General features: G+C 68.1%; 16 protein-coding genes. 4 read left to right on the top strand and 12 right to left on the bottom strand.

Features of this window, described 5'->3' with window-relative positions; genetic code table 11:
• Nucleotides 1–36: 36 nt before the first annotated feature.
• Nucleotides 37–609, top strand: a complete 573-nt coding sequence (locus KVT44_RS18775; protein ID WP_190174295.1) for a cob(I)yrinic acid a,c-diamide adenosyltransferase — start codon at nt 37–39, stop codon at nt 607–609.
• Nucleotides 610–631: 22 nt separating this feature from the next.
• Here the strand turns inward: KVT44_RS18775 and KVT44_RS18770 are convergent, their stop codons facing one another.
• Complete coding sequence (locus KVT44_RS18770; protein WP_190174296.1) at nt 632–1,186, bottom strand: hypothetical protein; 555 nt, start codon at nt 1,184–1,186, stop codon at nt 632–634.
• A gap of 164 nt (nt 1,187–1,350) precedes the next feature.
• Between KVT44_RS18770 and KVT44_RS18765 the strand changes: the two genes are divergently transcribed.
• The 3 genes from KVT44_RS18765 to KVT44_RS18755 all read left to right on the top strand — a co-directional run bounded on the left by KVT44_RS18765 (nt 1,351) and on the right by KVT44_RS18755 (nt 5,165).
• On the top strand, nt 1,351–2,580 hold the full coding sequence (locus KVT44_RS18765; protein ID WP_190174297.1) for a sensor histidine kinase: 1,230 nt from the start codon (nt 1,351–1,353) through the stop codon (nt 2,578–2,580).
• Nucleotides 2,577–3,218, top strand: coding sequence for a response regulator transcription factor (locus KVT44_RS18760; protein WP_217567848.1), 642 nt, complete (start codon nt 2,577–2,579; stop codon nt 3,216–3,218). Before KVT44_RS18765 ends, KVT44_RS18760 begins: the two co-directional genes overlap by 4 nt.
• 108 nt (nt 3,219–3,326) lie before the next feature.
• On the top strand, nt 3,327–5,165 hold the full coding sequence (locus KVT44_RS18755) for a glycoside hydrolase family 18 chitinase (RefSeq protein ID WP_217567847.1): 1,839 nt from the start codon (nt 3,327–3,329) through the stop codon (nt 5,163–5,165).
• Between the two features lie 72 nt (nt 5,166–5,237).
• Here KVT44_RS18755 and KVT44_RS18750 read toward each other — a convergent pair whose 3' ends face one another.
• From KVT44_RS18750 to KVT44_RS18700, 11 genes are all read right to left on the bottom strand, one after another.
• Nucleotides 5,238–5,684: a DUF2550 domain-containing protein gene (locus KVT44_RS18750; RefSeq protein ID WP_054233219.1), complete on the bottom strand. Its 447-nt coding sequence runs from the start codon at nt 5,682–5,684 to the stop codon at nt 5,238–5,240.
• Between the two features lie 129 nt (nt 5,685–5,813).
• Nucleotides 5,814–6,188, bottom strand: a complete 375-nt coding sequence (locus KVT44_RS18745; RefSeq protein ID WP_054233220.1) for a F0F1 ATP synthase subunit epsilon — start codon at nt 6,186–6,188, stop codon at nt 5,814–5,816.
• A 163-nt stretch (nt 6,189–6,351) separates the two neighbouring features.
• Nucleotides 6,352–7,788, bottom strand: coding sequence for a F0F1 ATP synthase subunit beta (atpD, locus tag KVT44_RS18740; RefSeq protein WP_054233221.1), 1,437 nt, complete (start codon nt 7,786–7,788; stop codon nt 6,352–6,354).
• Nucleotides 7,788–8,702 (bottom strand): F0F1 ATP synthase subunit gamma, encoded by a 915-nt coding sequence (locus KVT44_RS18735; protein ID WP_099920644.1) that lies wholly within the window; start codon nt 8,700–8,702, stop codon nt 7,788–7,790. Before KVT44_RS18735 ends, atpD begins: the two co-directional genes overlap by 1 nt.
• Nucleotides 8,703–8,723: 21 nt before the next feature.
• The gene (atpA, locus tag KVT44_RS18730) at nt 8,724–10,313 is read right to left on the bottom strand and encodes a F0F1 ATP synthase subunit alpha (RefSeq protein WP_054233223.1); all 1,590 of its coding nucleotides are present in this window, start codon (nt 10,311–10,313) and stop codon (nt 8,724–8,726) included.
• Nucleotides 10,314–10,437: 124 nt separating this feature from the next.
• Nucleotides 10,438–11,262, bottom strand: a complete 825-nt coding sequence (locus KVT44_RS18725) for a F0F1 ATP synthase subunit delta (RefSeq protein ID WP_217567846.1) — start codon at nt 11,260–11,262, stop codon at nt 10,438–10,440.
• Nucleotides 11,259–11,807, bottom strand: coding sequence for a F0F1 ATP synthase subunit B (locus KVT44_RS18720; protein WP_099920646.1), 549 nt, complete (start codon nt 11,805–11,807; stop codon nt 11,259–11,261). Before KVT44_RS18720 ends, KVT44_RS18725 begins: the two co-directional genes overlap by 4 nt.
• A gap of 39 nt (nt 11,808–11,846) precedes the next feature.
• Nucleotides 11,847–12,083 (bottom strand): ATP synthase subunit C, encoded by a 237-nt coding sequence (locus tag KVT44_RS18715; RefSeq protein WP_045558932.1) that lies wholly within the window; start codon nt 12,081–12,083, stop codon nt 11,847–11,849.
• A gap of 76 nt (nt 12,084–12,159) precedes the next feature.
• Entirely contained in the window at nt 12,160–12,930 is a 771-nt protein-coding gene (gene atpB / locus KVT44_RS18710) for a F0F1 ATP synthase subunit A (protein WP_217567879.1), read from the bottom strand.
• Nucleotides 12,931–13,203: 273 nt separating this feature from the next.
• Nucleotides 13,204–13,641, bottom strand: a complete 438-nt coding sequence (locus tag KVT44_RS18705; protein WP_099920648.1) for a hypothetical protein — start codon at nt 13,639–13,641, stop codon at nt 13,204–13,206.
• A gap of 284 nt (nt 13,642–13,925) precedes the next feature.
• Entirely contained in the window at nt 13,926–15,308 is a 1,383-nt protein-coding gene (locus tag KVT44_RS18700; RefSeq protein ID WP_217567845.1) for an MraY family glycosyltransferase, read from the bottom strand.
• Nucleotides 15,309–15,426: the final 118 nt, after the last annotated feature.

The raw sequence follows: 15,426 nt of genomic DNA, 5'->3' as shown, positions 1-15,426 counted from the left end.
GTCGGCTCCCCTCGCGAGACCGTCTAAATTGGCCCCATGGTCAATCTGACGCGCATCTACACCAGGACCGGCGACCAGGGCACCACCGCTCTCGGGGACATGAGCCGGGTCGCCAAGACCGATCCCCGGATCTCGGCCTACGCGGACGCCAACGAGGCGAACGCGGTGATCGGGACGGCGATCGCGCTGGGCGGCCTCGACGAGGAGATCGTCACGGTCCTCACCCGGGTGCAGAACGACCTCTTCGACGTCGGCGCGGACCTGTCGACCCCGGTGGTCGAGGACCCGAAGTTCCCGCCCCTGCGTGTCGAGCAGTTCTACATCGACAAGCTGGAGGCGGACTGCGACCGCTTCAACGACGAGCTGGAGAAGCTGCGCTCCTTCATCCTGCCCGGCGGCACCCCGGGCGCGGCACTGCTGCACCAGGCGTGCACGGTCGTACGCCGCGCCGAGCGGTCGACATGGGCGGCGCTGGAGGTCCACGGCGACATCATGAACCCGCTGACCGCCACCTACCTGAACCGGCTCTCCGACCTGCTGTTCATCCTGGCCCGCACCGCGAACAAGGAGACCGGGGACGTGCTGTGGGTCCCGGGCGGCGAACGCTAGGGCCTGTCGCTCGGATCAGGCCCTAGCCGTCGGACCGGCCCTGGGTGACCGGGGCCCGTTTGGGCCGGAGCAGATATGTCAGGGCGATCAGGCCGTGGAGCCCCACCGCCCGCAGCGCCACCCACTGGAAGGCGCGCAGCGACGAGGTGTCGCCGGCGCCCACGAACCAGATCGCGCTCTGGAGGAGGGCGCACGCGACGGTCGCCGCGAGGAGGGTGCGAAGCCAGAGGCGGCCCTCGTGGGCGGCCCGGAGCAGGCCGAAGCGCGGGGGCTTCGGCGGGGGCGGGCCGCCGGCCAGGCGGTGGGCTGCGTGGCCGTCCAACCAGCGGATCGTGTAGTGGCCGTACGCGACGGTGAAGCCGATGTAGAGCGCGGCCAGGCCGTGTTCCCAGCTCGGCTCGGCGCCGTTCCTGAGGTCGATCGCCGTCACCACGAAGAGCACCACCTCCAGCAGCGGCTCACACAGCAGCAGGGCCACGCTCGTGCGGCGCAGCCCCAGCAGATAGCGGACGGCGAGGCCCGCGGCCAGCAGCACCCAGAAACCGGCCTCGCACGCGACGATCAACCCGACGATCACGGTTCGCTCCTCTCGGTCACCCCTCCAGGCTCGCGTCCGGGGCGGCCCGGATCGTCATCGGCGGTGACGAAGTCCCGGTACATCGAAAGATGCAGTTCCAGACCCTTCCCGGGCATCAGGCGGTGAGCCGGTGCGCCATGTTGGATGGAGTCATGGATGGAGTCATGGCCAGGCGACCGCCCCGCCCCCACCGCGACGACGTGGGCATCGCGGCCGGCGGACTGCTCGGCGGGCTCTTCCTGTGGAGCGTCGGTCTCTACAGCCGTACGCCGGACGATCCGATGTCCCGTGCGGACCAGGGCTGGGCCGTCCTGGTGCCGCTGGCCGTGATGGCCTGCTGCGAACTGCTGCGCCGGACACGACCGCGCACCGCCCTGCTCATGGGCACACTCGCGCTCGTCGCCGACCTGCTGACCCGCGGCAGCCTGGCCACGGTCGTGATGTTCACGGACCTGGTCTACGCGGCCGTCCTGTACGGCTCCCCCGGCGCGGCCCGCCGCATCCCCTGGATCACCGGGCTGATCACGGTGATCGCGACCGTGTGGCCGGTCGCGGCCTGGCACAAGCCGGAGGGGCTGCTGATCGGCGCGTTCACCGGCCTGGTGACGTTCACCCCCGCCGCCACCGGTTGGATCGTCCGCAACCACCGCGACACCGCCGTCGCCGAACGGCTGCGCGCCGAACAGACGACCCTGCTCGCCGAGATGGACCGCGCCCACGCCGTCACCGCCGAACGAGCCCGGATGGCACGGGAGTTGCACGACATGGTGGCCAACCATCTCTCCGCGATCGCGATCCACTCCACGGCCGCGCTCTCCATCGACGACCCGAACACGTCCAAGGACGCGCTCACCGTCATCCGTGAGAACAGTGTCGAGGGGCTCGCCGAGATGCGCCGACTGATCGGGATCCTGCGCGACGGCAGCGGTGACCGCGAGCCGTCCGCGGCACCCACCCTCGATGGACTCAGCGCCCTGGTGGCCGGCGCCCGCACCAACGGACTCGACGTCACGCTCACCACCGAGCATGGCAAGGTGCCCGCCCCGGTCGAACTCGCCGCGTACCGCATCGTCCAGGAGTCGCTGACCAACGCCCTCAAGCACGCGCCCGAGGGCCGTGTCACGGTGACGCTGACCCAGCGGAACGGCTCGCTCGCCATCGCGGTGACCAGTCCGTACGGCGGTCCCAGCGGCCCCCGTGCCCCCGGTTCCGGCGCCGGTCTGGTGGGGATGCGGGAGCGGGCCGACCTGCTGGGCGGCAGCTTCGAGGCGGGACCCGAGCCCTCTCCCGACAGCGGGAACGTCAAGAACGGCAAGGGTGGAAAGGACGGCAAGGACGGCTCGATCTGGGCCGTGCGCGCCACCCTGCCCCTCGTCCAAGGAGAACCCGAATGATCCGCGTGCTCGTCGCCGAGGACCAGTCCGCCGTACGGGCCGGGCTCGTCCTCATCCTGCGCAGCGCGCCCGACATCGAGGTGGTCGGCGAGGCCGCGGACGGCGAGCAGGCGGTCGCGCTCGCCCGCGAACTCCGCCCGGACCTGGTCCTGATGGATGTGCAGATGCCCCGGCTCGACGGGGTGTCCGCCACCCGTCAGGTCGTCGCCGAGCAGCTCGCCGACGTGCTCGTACTCACCACCTTCGACCTCGACGAGTACGTCTTCGGGGCGCTGCGCGCGGGCGCCGCCGGATTTCTGCTGAAGAACACGGAGGCGAGGGACCTGCTGGTGGCGGTGCGGACGGTGGCGAGCGGCGAGGGGCTGATCGCCCCGGCCGTGACGCGTCGGCTGATCGCCGAGTTCGCCGCGAAGCCGGTACGGGAGCCGAGCGCCGACCCGGCCGTGCTCGACGCGCTGACGCGCCGGGAGCGGGAAGTGCTGTCCTGCCTGGGTGAGGGGCTCTCCAACGCGGAGATCGCGGGCCGGCTGGAGATGGCGGAGGCGACGGTGAAGACCCACGTCAGCCGTCTGCTGGGGAAGCTGGAGCTGCGGAGTCGGGTCCAAGCGGCCGTGCTGGCACAGGAGTTGGGGGTCTGACTCACCGCGCGTGGCACTGGTCCAGACCTATTGACCTATGGTCCAGACCTTTCTATTCTCGCCGCACTGCGCTTAGCCATGCCCACGACACTCCCGAGGAGAGGCATCATGCGCTTCAGAACCAGAGTCCGACAGCGAACCGTGGCAGGACTCACCACCCTGCTGCTTCCGCTCGCCGCCCTCGTCGGGCTCGCGAGCCCCGCCTCGGCAGCCACCTCCGCCACCGCCACGTACACCAAGACCCAGGACTGGGGTACGGGCTTCGAAGGCAAGTGGACGGTCACCAACACCGGTACCACCAGCATCAGTTCCTGGACGATCGACTGGGACTTCCCCTCCGGTACGTCCGTCACCTCGGCCTGGGACGCGGACGTCACCTCCTCCGGCACCCACTGGACCGCCAAGAACAAGTCCTACAACGGCACCCTCGCCGCGGGCGCCTCCGTCTCCTTCGGCTTCAACGGCGCCGGCACGGGATCTCCGTCCAACTGCACGCTCAACGGAGGCAGTTGCGACGGTGGCACCACCGTCCCCGGTGACAACCCGCCCGGCGCGCCCGGCACCCCCACCGCCTCCGCGCTCACCGACACCTCGGTGAAGCTCTCCTGGAGCGCGGCCACCGACGACAAGGGCGTCAAGAACTACGACGTCCTGCGCGGCGGCACCAAGGTCGCCACCGTGACCACGACCTCGTACACGGACACCGGTCTGACCGCCGGCACCGACTACTCGTACACCGTCCAGGCCCGTGACACCGCCGACCAGACCGGTCCGGTCAGCGGCGCGGTCGCCGTGCACACCACCGGTGGCGGCACCACCCCGCCGCCCACCGGCAACGCCGTCAAGCTCGGCTACTTCACCGAGTGGGGCATCTACGGCCGCAACTACAACGTCAAGAACCTGGTGACGTCCGGCTCGGCCGCCAAGATCACGCACATCAACTACGCCTTCGGCAACGTCACCAACGGCCAGTGCGCGATCGGCGACTCCTACGCCGACTACGACAAGGCCTTCACCGCCGACCAGTCGGTCAGCGGCGTCGCCGACACCTGGGACCAGCCGCTGCGCGGCAACTTCAACCAGCTGCGCGAGCTGAAGGCCAAGTACCCGAACATCAAGATCCTCTGGTCCTTCGGCGGCTGGACCTGGTCCGGCGGCTTCGCCCAGGCCGCGGCCAACCCGACCGCGTTCGCCCAGTCCTGCTACAACCTGGTCGAGGACCCGCGCTGGGCCGACGTCTTCGACGGCATCGACATCGACTGGGAGTATCCGAACGCCTGCGGACTGTCCTGCGACACCAGCGGCGCCGCGGCCTACAAGAACCTGATGCAGGCCCTGCGCGCCAAGTTCGGCACGGGCAACCTGGTCACCGCGGCCACCACGGCCGACGGCACCTCCGGCGGCAAGATCGACGCCGCCGACTACGCGGGCGCCTCGCAGTACGTCGACTGGTACAACGTGATGTCGTACGACTTCTTCGGAGCGTTCAACGCGCAGGGCCCGACCGCCCCGCACTCCCCGCTCACCTCGTACAGCGGCATCCCGACGCCCGGCTTCACCACGGCCGACGCGATCGCCAAGTTCAAGGCGAAGGGTGTGCCCGCGAGCAAGCTGCTGATCGGCATCGGCTTCTACGGCCGCGGCTGGACGGGCGTCACCCAGGACGCGCCGGGCGGCACGGCCACGGGGCCTGCGCCGGGAACGTATGAGCAGGGCATCGAGGACTACAAGGTGCTCAAGACGTCCTGCCCGGCCACCGGCACGATCGCCGGGACGGCGTACGCGCACTGCGGCAGCAACTGGTGGTCCTACGACACCCCGGCGACCATCGGCACGAAGATGGCCTGGGCCAAGAGCCAGGGCCTGGGCGGTGCGTTCTTCTGGGAGTTCAGCGGAGACACCAGCAACGGCGAACTGGTGAGCGCCCTCACCGGCGGGCTCGGATAGCCGCTAGGCAACATTGACGCTCCCCCAGACTTCGTCCGGGGGGACCCCCACCCAGCGAGTGAATGTGGCCTTTCAGGCCACATTCACTCGCTGTCCGGGCGGGGCTGCCTCCAGCCACGCGAGGAAACCGGTCAGCGCGTCCTCGCTCATCGCCAGTTCCAGGCGGGTGCCCCGGTGCACACAGGCCAGGATGATCGCGTCGGAGAGCAGGGCGAGCTCCTCCTCGCCGTCCGGGGTGCGGCGGCCGGCCACCTCGATCGCCGAGCGTTCCAGGACGCGGCGCGGGCGGGGGGAGTACGAGAAGACGCGGTACCACTCGATGCGGTCGCCGTTGTAGCGGGCGACGCCGTAGCCCCAGCCTTTTCCGTTGGGGTCACTCTTCTCCGGGACGTCCCAGCGCAGGCTGCAGTCGAAGGTGCCTCCGGAGCGCTGGATCAGCCGGCGGCGGAGGCCGAAGACGAACAGCCCCACCACCACGAGCGCCACTACCAATCCGCACACAGTCAGAGCGAGGACCATCGACACCGACCTCCTCGTCTCCTAGGTAACGGAAAAGAAAAAACCTCCGCATCTGCCTCAGCCGCGGCGGGGTCCGGAGTGATCCGGTCCCCGCCGCGGCTGAGGCAAAGCATCACACAGCGCGGCGACTCAGCGCGCCGACACCGCCCGCAGACGGACGTCCGCGCGGCGCTCGGCGGAGGCATCGCCCTCTGCCTTCGCGCGCTCGAGCTCCCGCTCCACGCGCTGGACGTCGATCTCGTCCGACAGCTCGGCGATCTCGGCCAGCAGTGACAGCTTGTTGTCGGCGAACGAGATGAAACCGCCGTGCACCGCGGCGACGACCGTTCCACCATCACTCGTACGGATGGTCACCGGGCCCGACTCCAGCACACCGAGCAGCGGCTGGTGACCGGGCATGACGCCGATGTCGCCGGACGCGGTACGCGCGACGACCAGGGTGGCCTCGCCGGACCAGACACTGCGGTCCGCGGCGACGAGCTCGACGTGCAGCTCAGCAGCCAAGGTGGGCTCCTCGGGTCACCACCCGGCATGGCCGCCGGGTGTTGGGTCAAAGTCTAATGGGCGTACGGAGGGGGACGGGACGCGCCCCGCGAGGTGCGGTCCCGTCCCCCTCCCTTACGAACACGAGTTCCTCAGGAACCGGAGTCCCTCAGGTACGCGAGGTTCAGGAGACGCCGAGCTCCTTGGCGTTGGCCTTGAGGTCCTCAATGCCACCGCACAGGAAGAACGCCTGCTCCGGGAAGTGGTCGTACTCACCGTCGATGATCGCGTTGAAGGCCGCGATCGACTCGTCCAGCGGGACGTCCGACCCGTCGACGCCGGTGAACTGCTTGGCGACGTGGGTGTTCTGGGACAGGAAGCGCTCCACGCGACGGGCGCGGTGGACAGTGAGCTTGTCCTCCTCGCCGAGCTCGTCGATACCGAGGATCGCGATGATGTCCTGGAGGTCCTTGTACTTCTGCAGGACCGACTTGACCCGCATCGCGGCGGCGTAGTGATCCGCCGCGATGTAGCGCGGGTCCAGGATGCGGGACGTGGAGTCCAGCGGGTCCACGGCCGGGTAGATGCCCTTCTCGGAGATCGGACGGGAGAGCACCGTCGTCGCGTCGAGGTGGGCGAACGTGGTGGCCGGGGCCGGGTCGGTCAGGTCGTCCGCGGGGACGTAGATCGCCTGCATCGAGGTGATCGAGTGACCACGGGTCGAGGTGATGCGCTCCTGGAGGAGACCCATCTCGTCGGCCAGGTTCGGCTGGTAGCCCACCGCGGAGGGCATACGGCCGAGCAGGGTCGAGACCTCGGAACCGGCCTGCGTGAAGCGGAAGATGTTGTCGATGAAGAACAGCACGTCCTGGTTCTGGACGTCACGGAAGTACTCCGCCATCGTCAGACCCGCGAGGGCCACGCGCAGACGGGTGCCCGGGGGCTCGTCCATCTGACCGAAGACAAGCGCGGTCTTGTCGATGACGCCCGAGTCCGACATCTCCTCGATGAGGTCGTTGCCCTCACGGGTGCGCTCACCGACACCGGCGAACACGGAGACACCGTCGTGGTTGTTGGCGACGCGGTAGATCATCTCCTGGATGAGCACCGTCTTGCCGACACCGGCACCACCGAACAGACCGATCTTTCCACCCTTGACGTACGGGGTGAGAAGGTCGATGACCTTGACGCCGGTCTCGAACATCTCGGTCTTCGACTCGAGCTCGTCGAAGCGCGGGGCCTTGCGGTGGATGGACCAGCGCTCGCCCTCGTACTTCTCGTCGGAGTTCAGCACCTCACCGAGGGTGTTGAACACCTTGCCCTTGGTGAAGTCACCGACCGGGACGGTGATGCCCGTGCCGGTGTCGGTGACCGCGGCCTGGCGGACCAGACCGTCGGTGGGCTGCATGGAGATCGTGCGGACCAGGCCGTCACCCAGGTGCTGGGCGACTTCCAGGGTCAGCGTCTTCTTCTCGCCGGCGTTGGCCGGGTCGGCCACCTCGACGTGAAGGGCGTTGTAGATGTCCGGCATCGCGTCGACGGGGAACTCCACGTCGACGACCGGGCCGATGACCCGGGCGACGCGGCCCGTGGCAACGGCCGTCTCAGAAGTCGTCGTCATTACTTGTCACTCCCCGCGGTCGCGTCGGCAAGGGCTGCGGAGCCACCGACGATCTCGCTGATTTCCTGGGTGATTTCGGCCTGGCGGGCCGCATTGGCAAGACGGGAGAGCGTGGTGATCAGGTCTCCCGCGTTGTCGGTCGCCGACTTCATCGCGCGGCGGGTGGCGGCGTGCTTGGAGGCAGCCGACTGGAGCAGCGCGTTGTAGATACGGCTCTCGACGTACCGAGGCAGCAGGGCGTCGAGGACGTCCTCCGCCGACGGCTCGAACTCGTACAGCGGAAGGATCTCGCCCTTGGGCGCCTCTTCCGCGACCTCTTCGAGGCGCAGTGGCAGCAGGCGGCCGTCGACCGCCGTCTGCGTCATCATCGACACGAACTCGGTGTAGACGATGTGGAGTTCATCCACGCCGCCGTCCGCCGTCGCCGTCTCGATGGCCTCGATCAGCGGCGCCGCGACCTTCTTGGCGTCCGCGTAGGTGGGCTCGTCGGTGAAGCCCGACCACGACTGCACGACCGTGCGCTCGCGGAAGTTGTAGTGGGCCAGACCGCGGCGGCCGACGATGTACGTGTCGACCTCCTTGCCCTCCTCCTCAAGACGGGCGGTCAACAGCTCCGCCGCCTTGATGGCGTTGGAGTTGAAGGCGCCGGCCAGTCCGCGGTCGCTCGTGAGGAGCAGCACCGCGGAACGGGTCGCCGTCTCCGCCTCCGTGGTCAGCGGGTGCTTGGTGTTCGAGCCGGTGCCGACCGCCGTGACCGCGCGAGTGAGCTCGGTCGCGTACGGCGCGGAGGCCCTCACCTTGCGCTGCGCCTTGACGACGCGCGAGGCGGCGATCATCTCCATCGCCTTGGTGATCTTCTTGGTCGCGGTGACGGATCGGATGCGACGCTTGTAGACCCGGAGCTGGGCTCCCATGAGTCAGGTCCCTTCCTTACGTCACTTGGCCGCGGCCGGAACGTCTTCGCCGAGAAGCTTGCCGTCCGAGGTCTCGAACTGCTTCTTGAAGTCCGCGATGGCGTCCGCGATGGCCGTGAGGGTGTCGTCCGACATCTTGCCGCCCTCCTTGATGGAGGTCATGAGTCCCTGCTCCTTGCGGTGCAGGTACTCCAGGAGCTCCTTCTCGAAGCGGCGGATGTCGGCGACCGGTACCTCGTCCATCTTGCCGGTGGTACCGGCCCACACGGAGACGACCTGGTCCTCGGTGGCCATCGGCTGGTACTGAGCCTGCTTGAGCAGCTCGACCAACCGCTGACCGCGCTCCAGCTGGGACTTCGACGCGGCGTCCAGGTCGGAACCGAAGGCGGCGAACGCCTCCAGCTCGCGGTACTGGGCGAGGTCGAGGCGGAGCCGGCCGGAAACCTGCTTCATCGCCTTGTGCTGGGCGGAGCCACCGACGCGGGAGACCGAGATACCGACGTTCAGGGCCGGACGCTGGCCGGCGTTGAACAGGTCGGACTCCAGGAAGCACTGGCCGTCGGTGATGGAGATGACGTTGGTCGGGATGAACGCCGACACGTCGTTCGCCTTGGTCTCGACGATCGGCAGACCCGTCATCGAACCGGCGCCCAGGTCGTCGGAGAGCTTCGCGCAGCGCTCCAGCAGACGGGAGTGCAGGTAGAAGACGTCACCGGGGTAGGCCTCGCGCCCCGGCGGACGGCGGAGCAGCAGGGACACGGCGCGGTAGGCGTCGGCCTGCTTCGAGAGGTCGTCGAAGATGATGAGGACGTGCTTGCCCTCGTACATCCACTGCTGGCCGATGGCCGAACCGGTGTACGGCGCAAGGTACTTGAAGCCGGCCGGGTCGGACGCCGGGGCGGCGACGATGGTCGTGTACTCCAGCGCGCCGGCCTCTTCGAGGGCGCCACGCACGGAGGCGATGGTCGAACCCTTCTGACCGATGGCGACGTAGATGCAGCGGACCTGCTTCTTGGTGTCGCCCGAGCGCCAGTTGTCGCGCTGGTTGATGATCGTGTCGACAGCCAGCGCGGTCTTGCCGGTCTGACGGTCGCCGATGACCAGCTGACGCTGGCCACGGCCGATCGGGGTCATCGCGTCGACGGCCTTGTAGCCGGTCTCCATCGGCTCGTGCACCGACTTGCGGACCATGACGCCCGGGGCCTGCAGCTCGAGGGCGCGGCGGCCGGTGGTCTCGATCTCGCCGAGGCCGTCGATCGGGTTGCCGAGCGGGTCGACGACGCGGCCGAGGTAGCCCTCGCCCACGGCGACGGACAGCACCTCACCGGTGCGCTGCACCGGCTGGCCCTCCTCGATACCACTGAACTCGCCGAGGACGACCGCACCGATCTCGCGCTCTTCCAGGTTCAGCGCGAGACCGAGGGTTCCGTCCTCGAACTTCAGCAGCTCGTTCGCCATCGCCGAGGGAAGGCCCTCGATCTTGGCGATACCGTCGCCGGCGACGGTGACCGTACCGACCTCCTCGCGCGAGGCCGCGTCCGGCTTGTACGACTGGACAAAGTTCTCCAGCGCGTCCCGGATCTCCTCCGGCCGGATCGTGAGCTCCGCCATCTGGGTTCCCTGCTCTCCTTGTTGGGCCCGAAGTTTTCTTGGGGGGTCTGGGGTCAGCCCCCAGGAATCCTCTGCACGGCCCAACCAGGGCCGTAAGTACTACGTGGTTACGCGTATTGAGTTGCTACTGGCCGGCGATGCGGCGGCGCGCGTCCTCGAGTCGGTCCGCGACGGCACCGTCGATGATCTCGTCGCCGACCTGCACCCGGATCCCGCCGACGACCTCGGGGTCCACGTCGAGGTTGAGGTGCATCGGGCGGCCGTAGAGCTTCGCCAGAGCGGCGCCGAGGCGCTGCTTCTGTCCGTCGCTCAGCGGGACCGCCGAGGTGACGACAGCGACCATGCGGTTGCGGCGATCGGCGGCGAGCTTGGACAGGGACTCGAGTCCCGCCTCCAGGCTACGTCCCCGGGGCGCTGCCACAAGGCGCGTCACCAGGCGTTCGGTGGTCGGGTTGGCCCGGCCGCCGAGCAGGCTGTGCAGCAGCTCGCTCTTGGCCGCCTTCGAGGCGGTGCGGTCGGTCAGCGCGGCGCGCAGCTCGGTGTTCGAAGAGACGATCCGACCGAAGCGGAACAGCTCGTCCTCGACGTCGTCGAGCGCGTTCGCCCGCTGGGCGGCCGTGAGGTCGGCGATGCTCGCCAGCTCCTCCAGCGCGTCCACCAGGTCACGCGACTGCGACCAGCGCGAGCGCACCAGGCCGGCCACCAGGTCCGCGGTCGGCCCGCCGACCTGGCCGCCGAGCAGGCGCTGGGCCAGCTCGGCCTTGGCCTCGCCGGGCTGCGCCGGGTCGGTCAGGACCCGACGCAGCGACACCTCGCGGTTGAGCAGCGCGGTGACGCCGGCCAGCTCGTCGGCGAGCTGGACCGCGTCCACGGACGTCGAGTCCGTCAGCGCATCGAGACGCTCACGAGCTGCAGCGAGGGCCTCGCGGCTTGCTCCGTGTGCGGTCATCGAGTCGCCTCGGCCTTCTCCTCGAGATCGTCGAGGAAGCGGTCGATGACGCGGCTCTGCCGGGCGTGGTCCTCGAGGGACTCACCGACGAGCTTGCCGGCCAGGTCGGTGGCGAGCTTGCCCACGTCCTGGCGCAGCGCCTGCGAGGCGGCCTTGCGGTCGGCCTCGATCTGGGCGTGACCGGCGACGACGATCTCCTCGCGCTGCCGCTGGCCTTCCGCACGCATGTCGGCGATGAGCTGGGCGCCCTGCTCCTGCGCCTCCTGGCGCAGACGCGCGGCCTCGTGCCGAGCCTCGGCGAGCTGGGCCTTGTACTGCTCCAGCACGCTCTGGGCTTCGACCTTCATGGCGTCGGCCTCTTCGATACCGCCTTCGATCGCCGCGCGGCGCTCTTCCAGAACCTTGTTGATGTTCGGGAGGAGCTTCTTCCAGAAGAAGAAGAACACGATGGCGAAGGCGATGGTGCCGACGAGCAGCTCGGGGCCGGCCGGGATGAGCGGGTTCTGCTCTTCCTCGGCTGCGAGAGCAACCAGGTTGGCGATCACATCAGTGCCTTTCGTCGAAAAGTGTCAGGTGGCTAGTGCTTAGCGACCGAACACGAACGGCATGACGATGCCGATGAGGGCGAGCGCCTCACAGAAGGCGAAGCCGAGGATCTGGTTGGCACGGATCAGGCCGGCAGCTTCGGGCTGACGGGCCAGGGCCTGGGTGCCGTTACCGAAGATGATGCCGACGCCGACGCCGGGGCCGATGGCGGCGAGGCCGTAGCCGATGGAACCGAGCGAACCCGTGACAGCGGCGAGGGTCTCAGTGGCAGCCATGCTGAATCTTCCTTCTCTTTCTTGGACCGGCGGGGGTTGGCCACCGGACGTTCTGGGGCTTGCGGGGGGCGGTGACTCAGTGGTGCTCGGCGAGCGCGCCCTGGAGGTACGAGCAGGCCAGCAGCACGAAGACGTACGCCTGGACGGCCTGCACGAAAAGCTCGAAGAGGATCATGATGATGGTCATCACGAACGACACACCGGCCGCCGGGATCATCCAGCTGTTCAGCAGGTACCAGGAGGCGACCGTGAACATGACCAGCATCAGGTGGCCGGCGAACATGTTGGCGAAGAGTCGGACCGCGTGCGTGAAGGGTCGGACGAAGATGTTCGAGAGGAACTCGATGACCATCACGAGGGGCAGCACCCCGCCGAGCGACTTGTCGTAGCCCGTCACGTTCTTGAAGAAGCCCACGAAGCCGTGGCGCTTGAACGTGACCGAGATCCAGAGGATCCAGACCAGCGCGGCGAGTACCACCGGGAAGGCGAAGACCGACGAGACCGGGAACTGGGCCAGCGGGATCACGGACCAGATGTTCATGATCCAGATGAAGAAGAACAGCGAGACCATCAGCGGGACGTACTTCTCGCCCTCGCGCTTGCCGAGCGTCTCGTAGACGATGCCGCGGCGCACGAAGTCGTAACCGGCCTCACCGACCATCTGCAGCTTGCCCGGGATCACCTTCGCCTTGCCGAAGGCCGCCCAGAAGAAGGCGACGACAAGGATGGAGGTGACGAGGGCGAGCAGCATGACCTTGTTGAACTCGAACCCCCCGACCGTGGCGAGCGGCTTGAAGAGGAACGAGTGCAGGCCCGGAGCCGGAAAGCCACACCCGTTGTCGGACATGATCCGACAGCTCCAGTCAAAGGCGAGCTGGGTCTGGTCAGCACTCACCACGGGCTCCTTCGGCGTGACGCATAGGTACGGCAACCTCGTTGTGTCGGCGCGGCGCGCAGCCGCGGTTCGGCACTGGACTGGTGTAACGGATGTGAGGGCGGCTGTGGGGCATCAAGCCTCGCGATTGAGCAGGCGTCAGCTCAGATGCCCGCGCCCGCGATGCCGCAGTTGGCACCGGACGATAGCAGGATCTCCCACATGGCTTTATCCCACCCCTACCCCTCACGACGAGGACCCTGATTTCTCGGGCTTCTCGCTCTTCTCGGGTTCGGGGTCGACATAGAAGATCTTGGCCTTCATGTGCGCCCGCGCCTGCGCCGCCATCCACACGACGGTCGCGAGGACGAGGCCGACCGCGAACGCCCTGGGGTTGAACAGAGACGTGTTCTTGAAGAGTGCCACGAAGATCAGGAGCAGCAGGAGCTGGGCTACGTAGAGCATCAGGCCCATGGCCTGGAACAGCTGCGGGAGCGTTTTTGCCGTCCACTGCAGGACGTAGAGGCCGATCCCCATGAAGAGGATGGCCAGCAGTGTGCCGATGCCCGCACCGAGCGCGCCTTTGCCACCCGCGACCACGCCACTGACGGCGACGGCGATCGCGCCGACGGCCGCCGTGGGGACAGCGGTGTGCAATAGGTTCCGGGCGTCATTGGACGGCATGGCGGCAACTCCGCTTGCTTCGGGGGCAGGGTGTCGTCATGGACGAGCGTAGTCCCGGGCTGAGAGAGAACCTCACGCCAAGGGGCCGTCTCACTACGGTCCTTCGGCTCTATCCCGGGTTCTCGTGAACCGTATCACAAACTATTTGATGCGGTCTTTACCTAGAAGGTGTGCTCGCTGTCACACATGAGAGTGAACCTGCGCGTTTGTGCAATATCGAGGGCGACTTGTCTGGTATTGACGCGGTTTGCCGGTGATCCCTCTTGCAGGATTCTTACTTTGCGTCAGCGTGAAGATTCGGCTTTACGCCCTTCAAGGAAGCGCGCACGGGGCCCAATTGCCGTCGCTCCGTTGACTCCTGAGACACCCGTGGTGACCGGGGAACGGTGTTCGCGGACGCCTTCTTCCCGCTCCTGGGCCGCCTTCTCGTGGGACATCGGCTCCTCGTACGCGACGGAGGCCATGGCAGCCTCCGCCTCGGCGGCCAGGGCGACCCTGCGCCGGCGGCGGTAGCGCGGCGGCACCAGGTGCTCGGCCCAACGCGGGGCACGCGGCGTGAAGCGCGGCAGCAGGAGCAGTACGAGACCCACCGCGCTGAGCGCCGCGATGCCCAGCACGATCCACATGGACGCCGAGTTCACCGAGAAGGCGAGCGCTCCGAAGGCGATCAGCGCCGACCAGAAGTACATGATCAGGACGGCCCTGCTGTGCGAGTGGCCGACCTCCAGGAGGCGGTGGTGCAGGTGGCCGCGGTCGGCGGCGAAGGGCGACTGACCACGCCAGGTGCGCCGCACGATGGCGAGCACCAGGTCGGCGGCCGGGACCGCGATGATCGTCAGCGGCAGCAGCAGCGGGATGTAGACCGGCACCGTCTGGTGCACGGTGTTGCGCTCCGAACCGGAGAACAGGTTCATCGCGTCCGGGTCGATCTGCCCGGTGATGGAGATCGCGCCGGCGGCCAGCACCAGGCCGATCAGCATCGAGCCGGAGTCACCCATGAAGATCCGGGCGGGGTGCATGTTGTGCGGCAGGAAGCCCAGACACATGCCCATGAGGATCGACGCGAAGAGGGTCGCCGGGGCGGCGGCCTCGATGCCGTAGCTGTACCAGATGCGGTACGCGTACAGGAAGAACGCGGCGGAGGCGATGCACACCATGCCGGCGGCCAGACCGTCGAGGCCGTCGACGAAGTTCACCGCGTTGATCGTGATGACGACCAGCGCCACGGTGAGCAGGGTGCCCTGCCACTGGGTCAGCGCGACCAGGCCGACGCCGGGGATGGGCAGCCACAGGATCGTCAGACCCTGCATGACCATCACACCCGCGGCGATCATCTGGCCGCCCAGCTTGATCAGGGCGTCGATCTCGAACTTGTCGTCCAGGACACCGATCAGCCAGATCAGCGCGGCGCCGGAGAGCAGGGCGCGGGGCTCGTTGGAGTCCGAGAAGACCGCGTTGAGGTTCCGCAGATGGTCGGCGACCAGCAGACCGGCACACAGACCGAAGAACATCGCGATGCCGCCGAGCCGCGGCGTGGGTTCCCGGTGCACGTCACGTGCCCGGATCTGCGGCATGGCTCCGGCCACGATCGCGAACTTCCGTACCGGCCCTGTCAGCAGATACGTCACCGCGGCCGTGATGCAGAGCGTCAGCAGATATTCACGCACGGGCTTCCCCACAGGTCTCGCTGGCCATCTCAGCCCCACACCCTAGCGATGCGCGCATATGGTTGGGGACTTCCGGGTAGCGACGATGGTTGCACGAGTGGCTGTGCACACGTGTGCG

Origin of the sequence: Streptomyces sp. GbtcB7 (assembly GCF_019091445.1) — a bacterium.
Lineage (GTDB): Bacteria > Actinomycetota > Actinomycetes > Streptomycetales > Streptomycetaceae > Streptomyces > Streptomyces mirabilis.
Note: the sequence above shows the minus strand (reverse complement) of the source record. Positions and strands in the feature narration are given on the sequence as shown.

What these genes read in the sequence shown, in the direction of transcription:
- KVT44_RS18755 (WP_217567847.1), top strand. Translation starts at nt 3,327, where the DNA reads ATGCGCTTCAGAACCAGAGTCCGACAGCGAACCGTGGCAGGACTCACC.
- KVT44_RS18725 (WP_217567846.1), bottom strand. Translation starts at nt 11,262, where the DNA reads ATGACCGCACACGGAGCAAGCCGCGAGGCCCTCGCTGCAGCTCGTGAG.
- atpB (WP_217567879.1), bottom strand. Translation starts at nt 12,930, where the DNA reads ATGTCCGACAACGGGTGTGGCTTTCCGGCTCCGGGCCTGCACTCGTTC.
- atpA (WP_054233223.1), bottom strand. Translation starts at nt 10,313, where the DNA reads ATGGCGGAGCTCACGATCCGGCCGGAGGAGATCCGGGACGCGCTGGAG.
- KVT44_RS18760 (WP_217567848.1), top strand. Translation starts at nt 2,577, where the DNA reads ATGATCCGCGTGCTCGTCGCCGAGGACCAGTCCGCCGTACGGGCCGGG.
- KVT44_RS18765 (WP_190174297.1), top strand. Translation starts at nt 1,351, where the DNA reads ATGGCCAGGCGACCGCCCCGCCCCCACCGCGACGACGTGGGCATCGCG.
- atpD (WP_054233221.1), bottom strand. Translation starts at nt 7,788, where the DNA reads ATGACGACGACTTCTGAGACGGCCGTTGCCACGGGCCGCGTCGCCCGG.
- KVT44_RS18735 (WP_099920644.1), bottom strand. Translation starts at nt 8,702, where the DNA reads ATGGGAGCCCAGCTCCGGGTCTACAAGCGTCGCATCCGATCCGTCACC.
- KVT44_RS18750 (WP_054233219.1), bottom strand. Translation starts at nt 5,684, where the DNA reads ATGGTCCTCGCTCTGACTGTGTGCGGATTGGTAGTGGCGCTCGTGGTG.
- KVT44_RS18705 (WP_099920648.1), bottom strand. Translation starts at nt 13,641, where the DNA reads ATGCCGTCCAATGACGCCCGGAACCTATTGCACACCGCTGTCCCCACG.
- KVT44_RS18715 (WP_045558932.1), bottom strand. Translation starts at nt 12,083, where the DNA reads ATGGCTGCCACTGAGACCCTCGCCGCTGTCACGGGTTCGCTCGGTTCC.
- KVT44_RS18775 (WP_190174295.1), top strand. Translation starts at nt 37, where the DNA reads ATGGTCAATCTGACGCGCATCTACACCAGGACCGGCGACCAGGGCACC.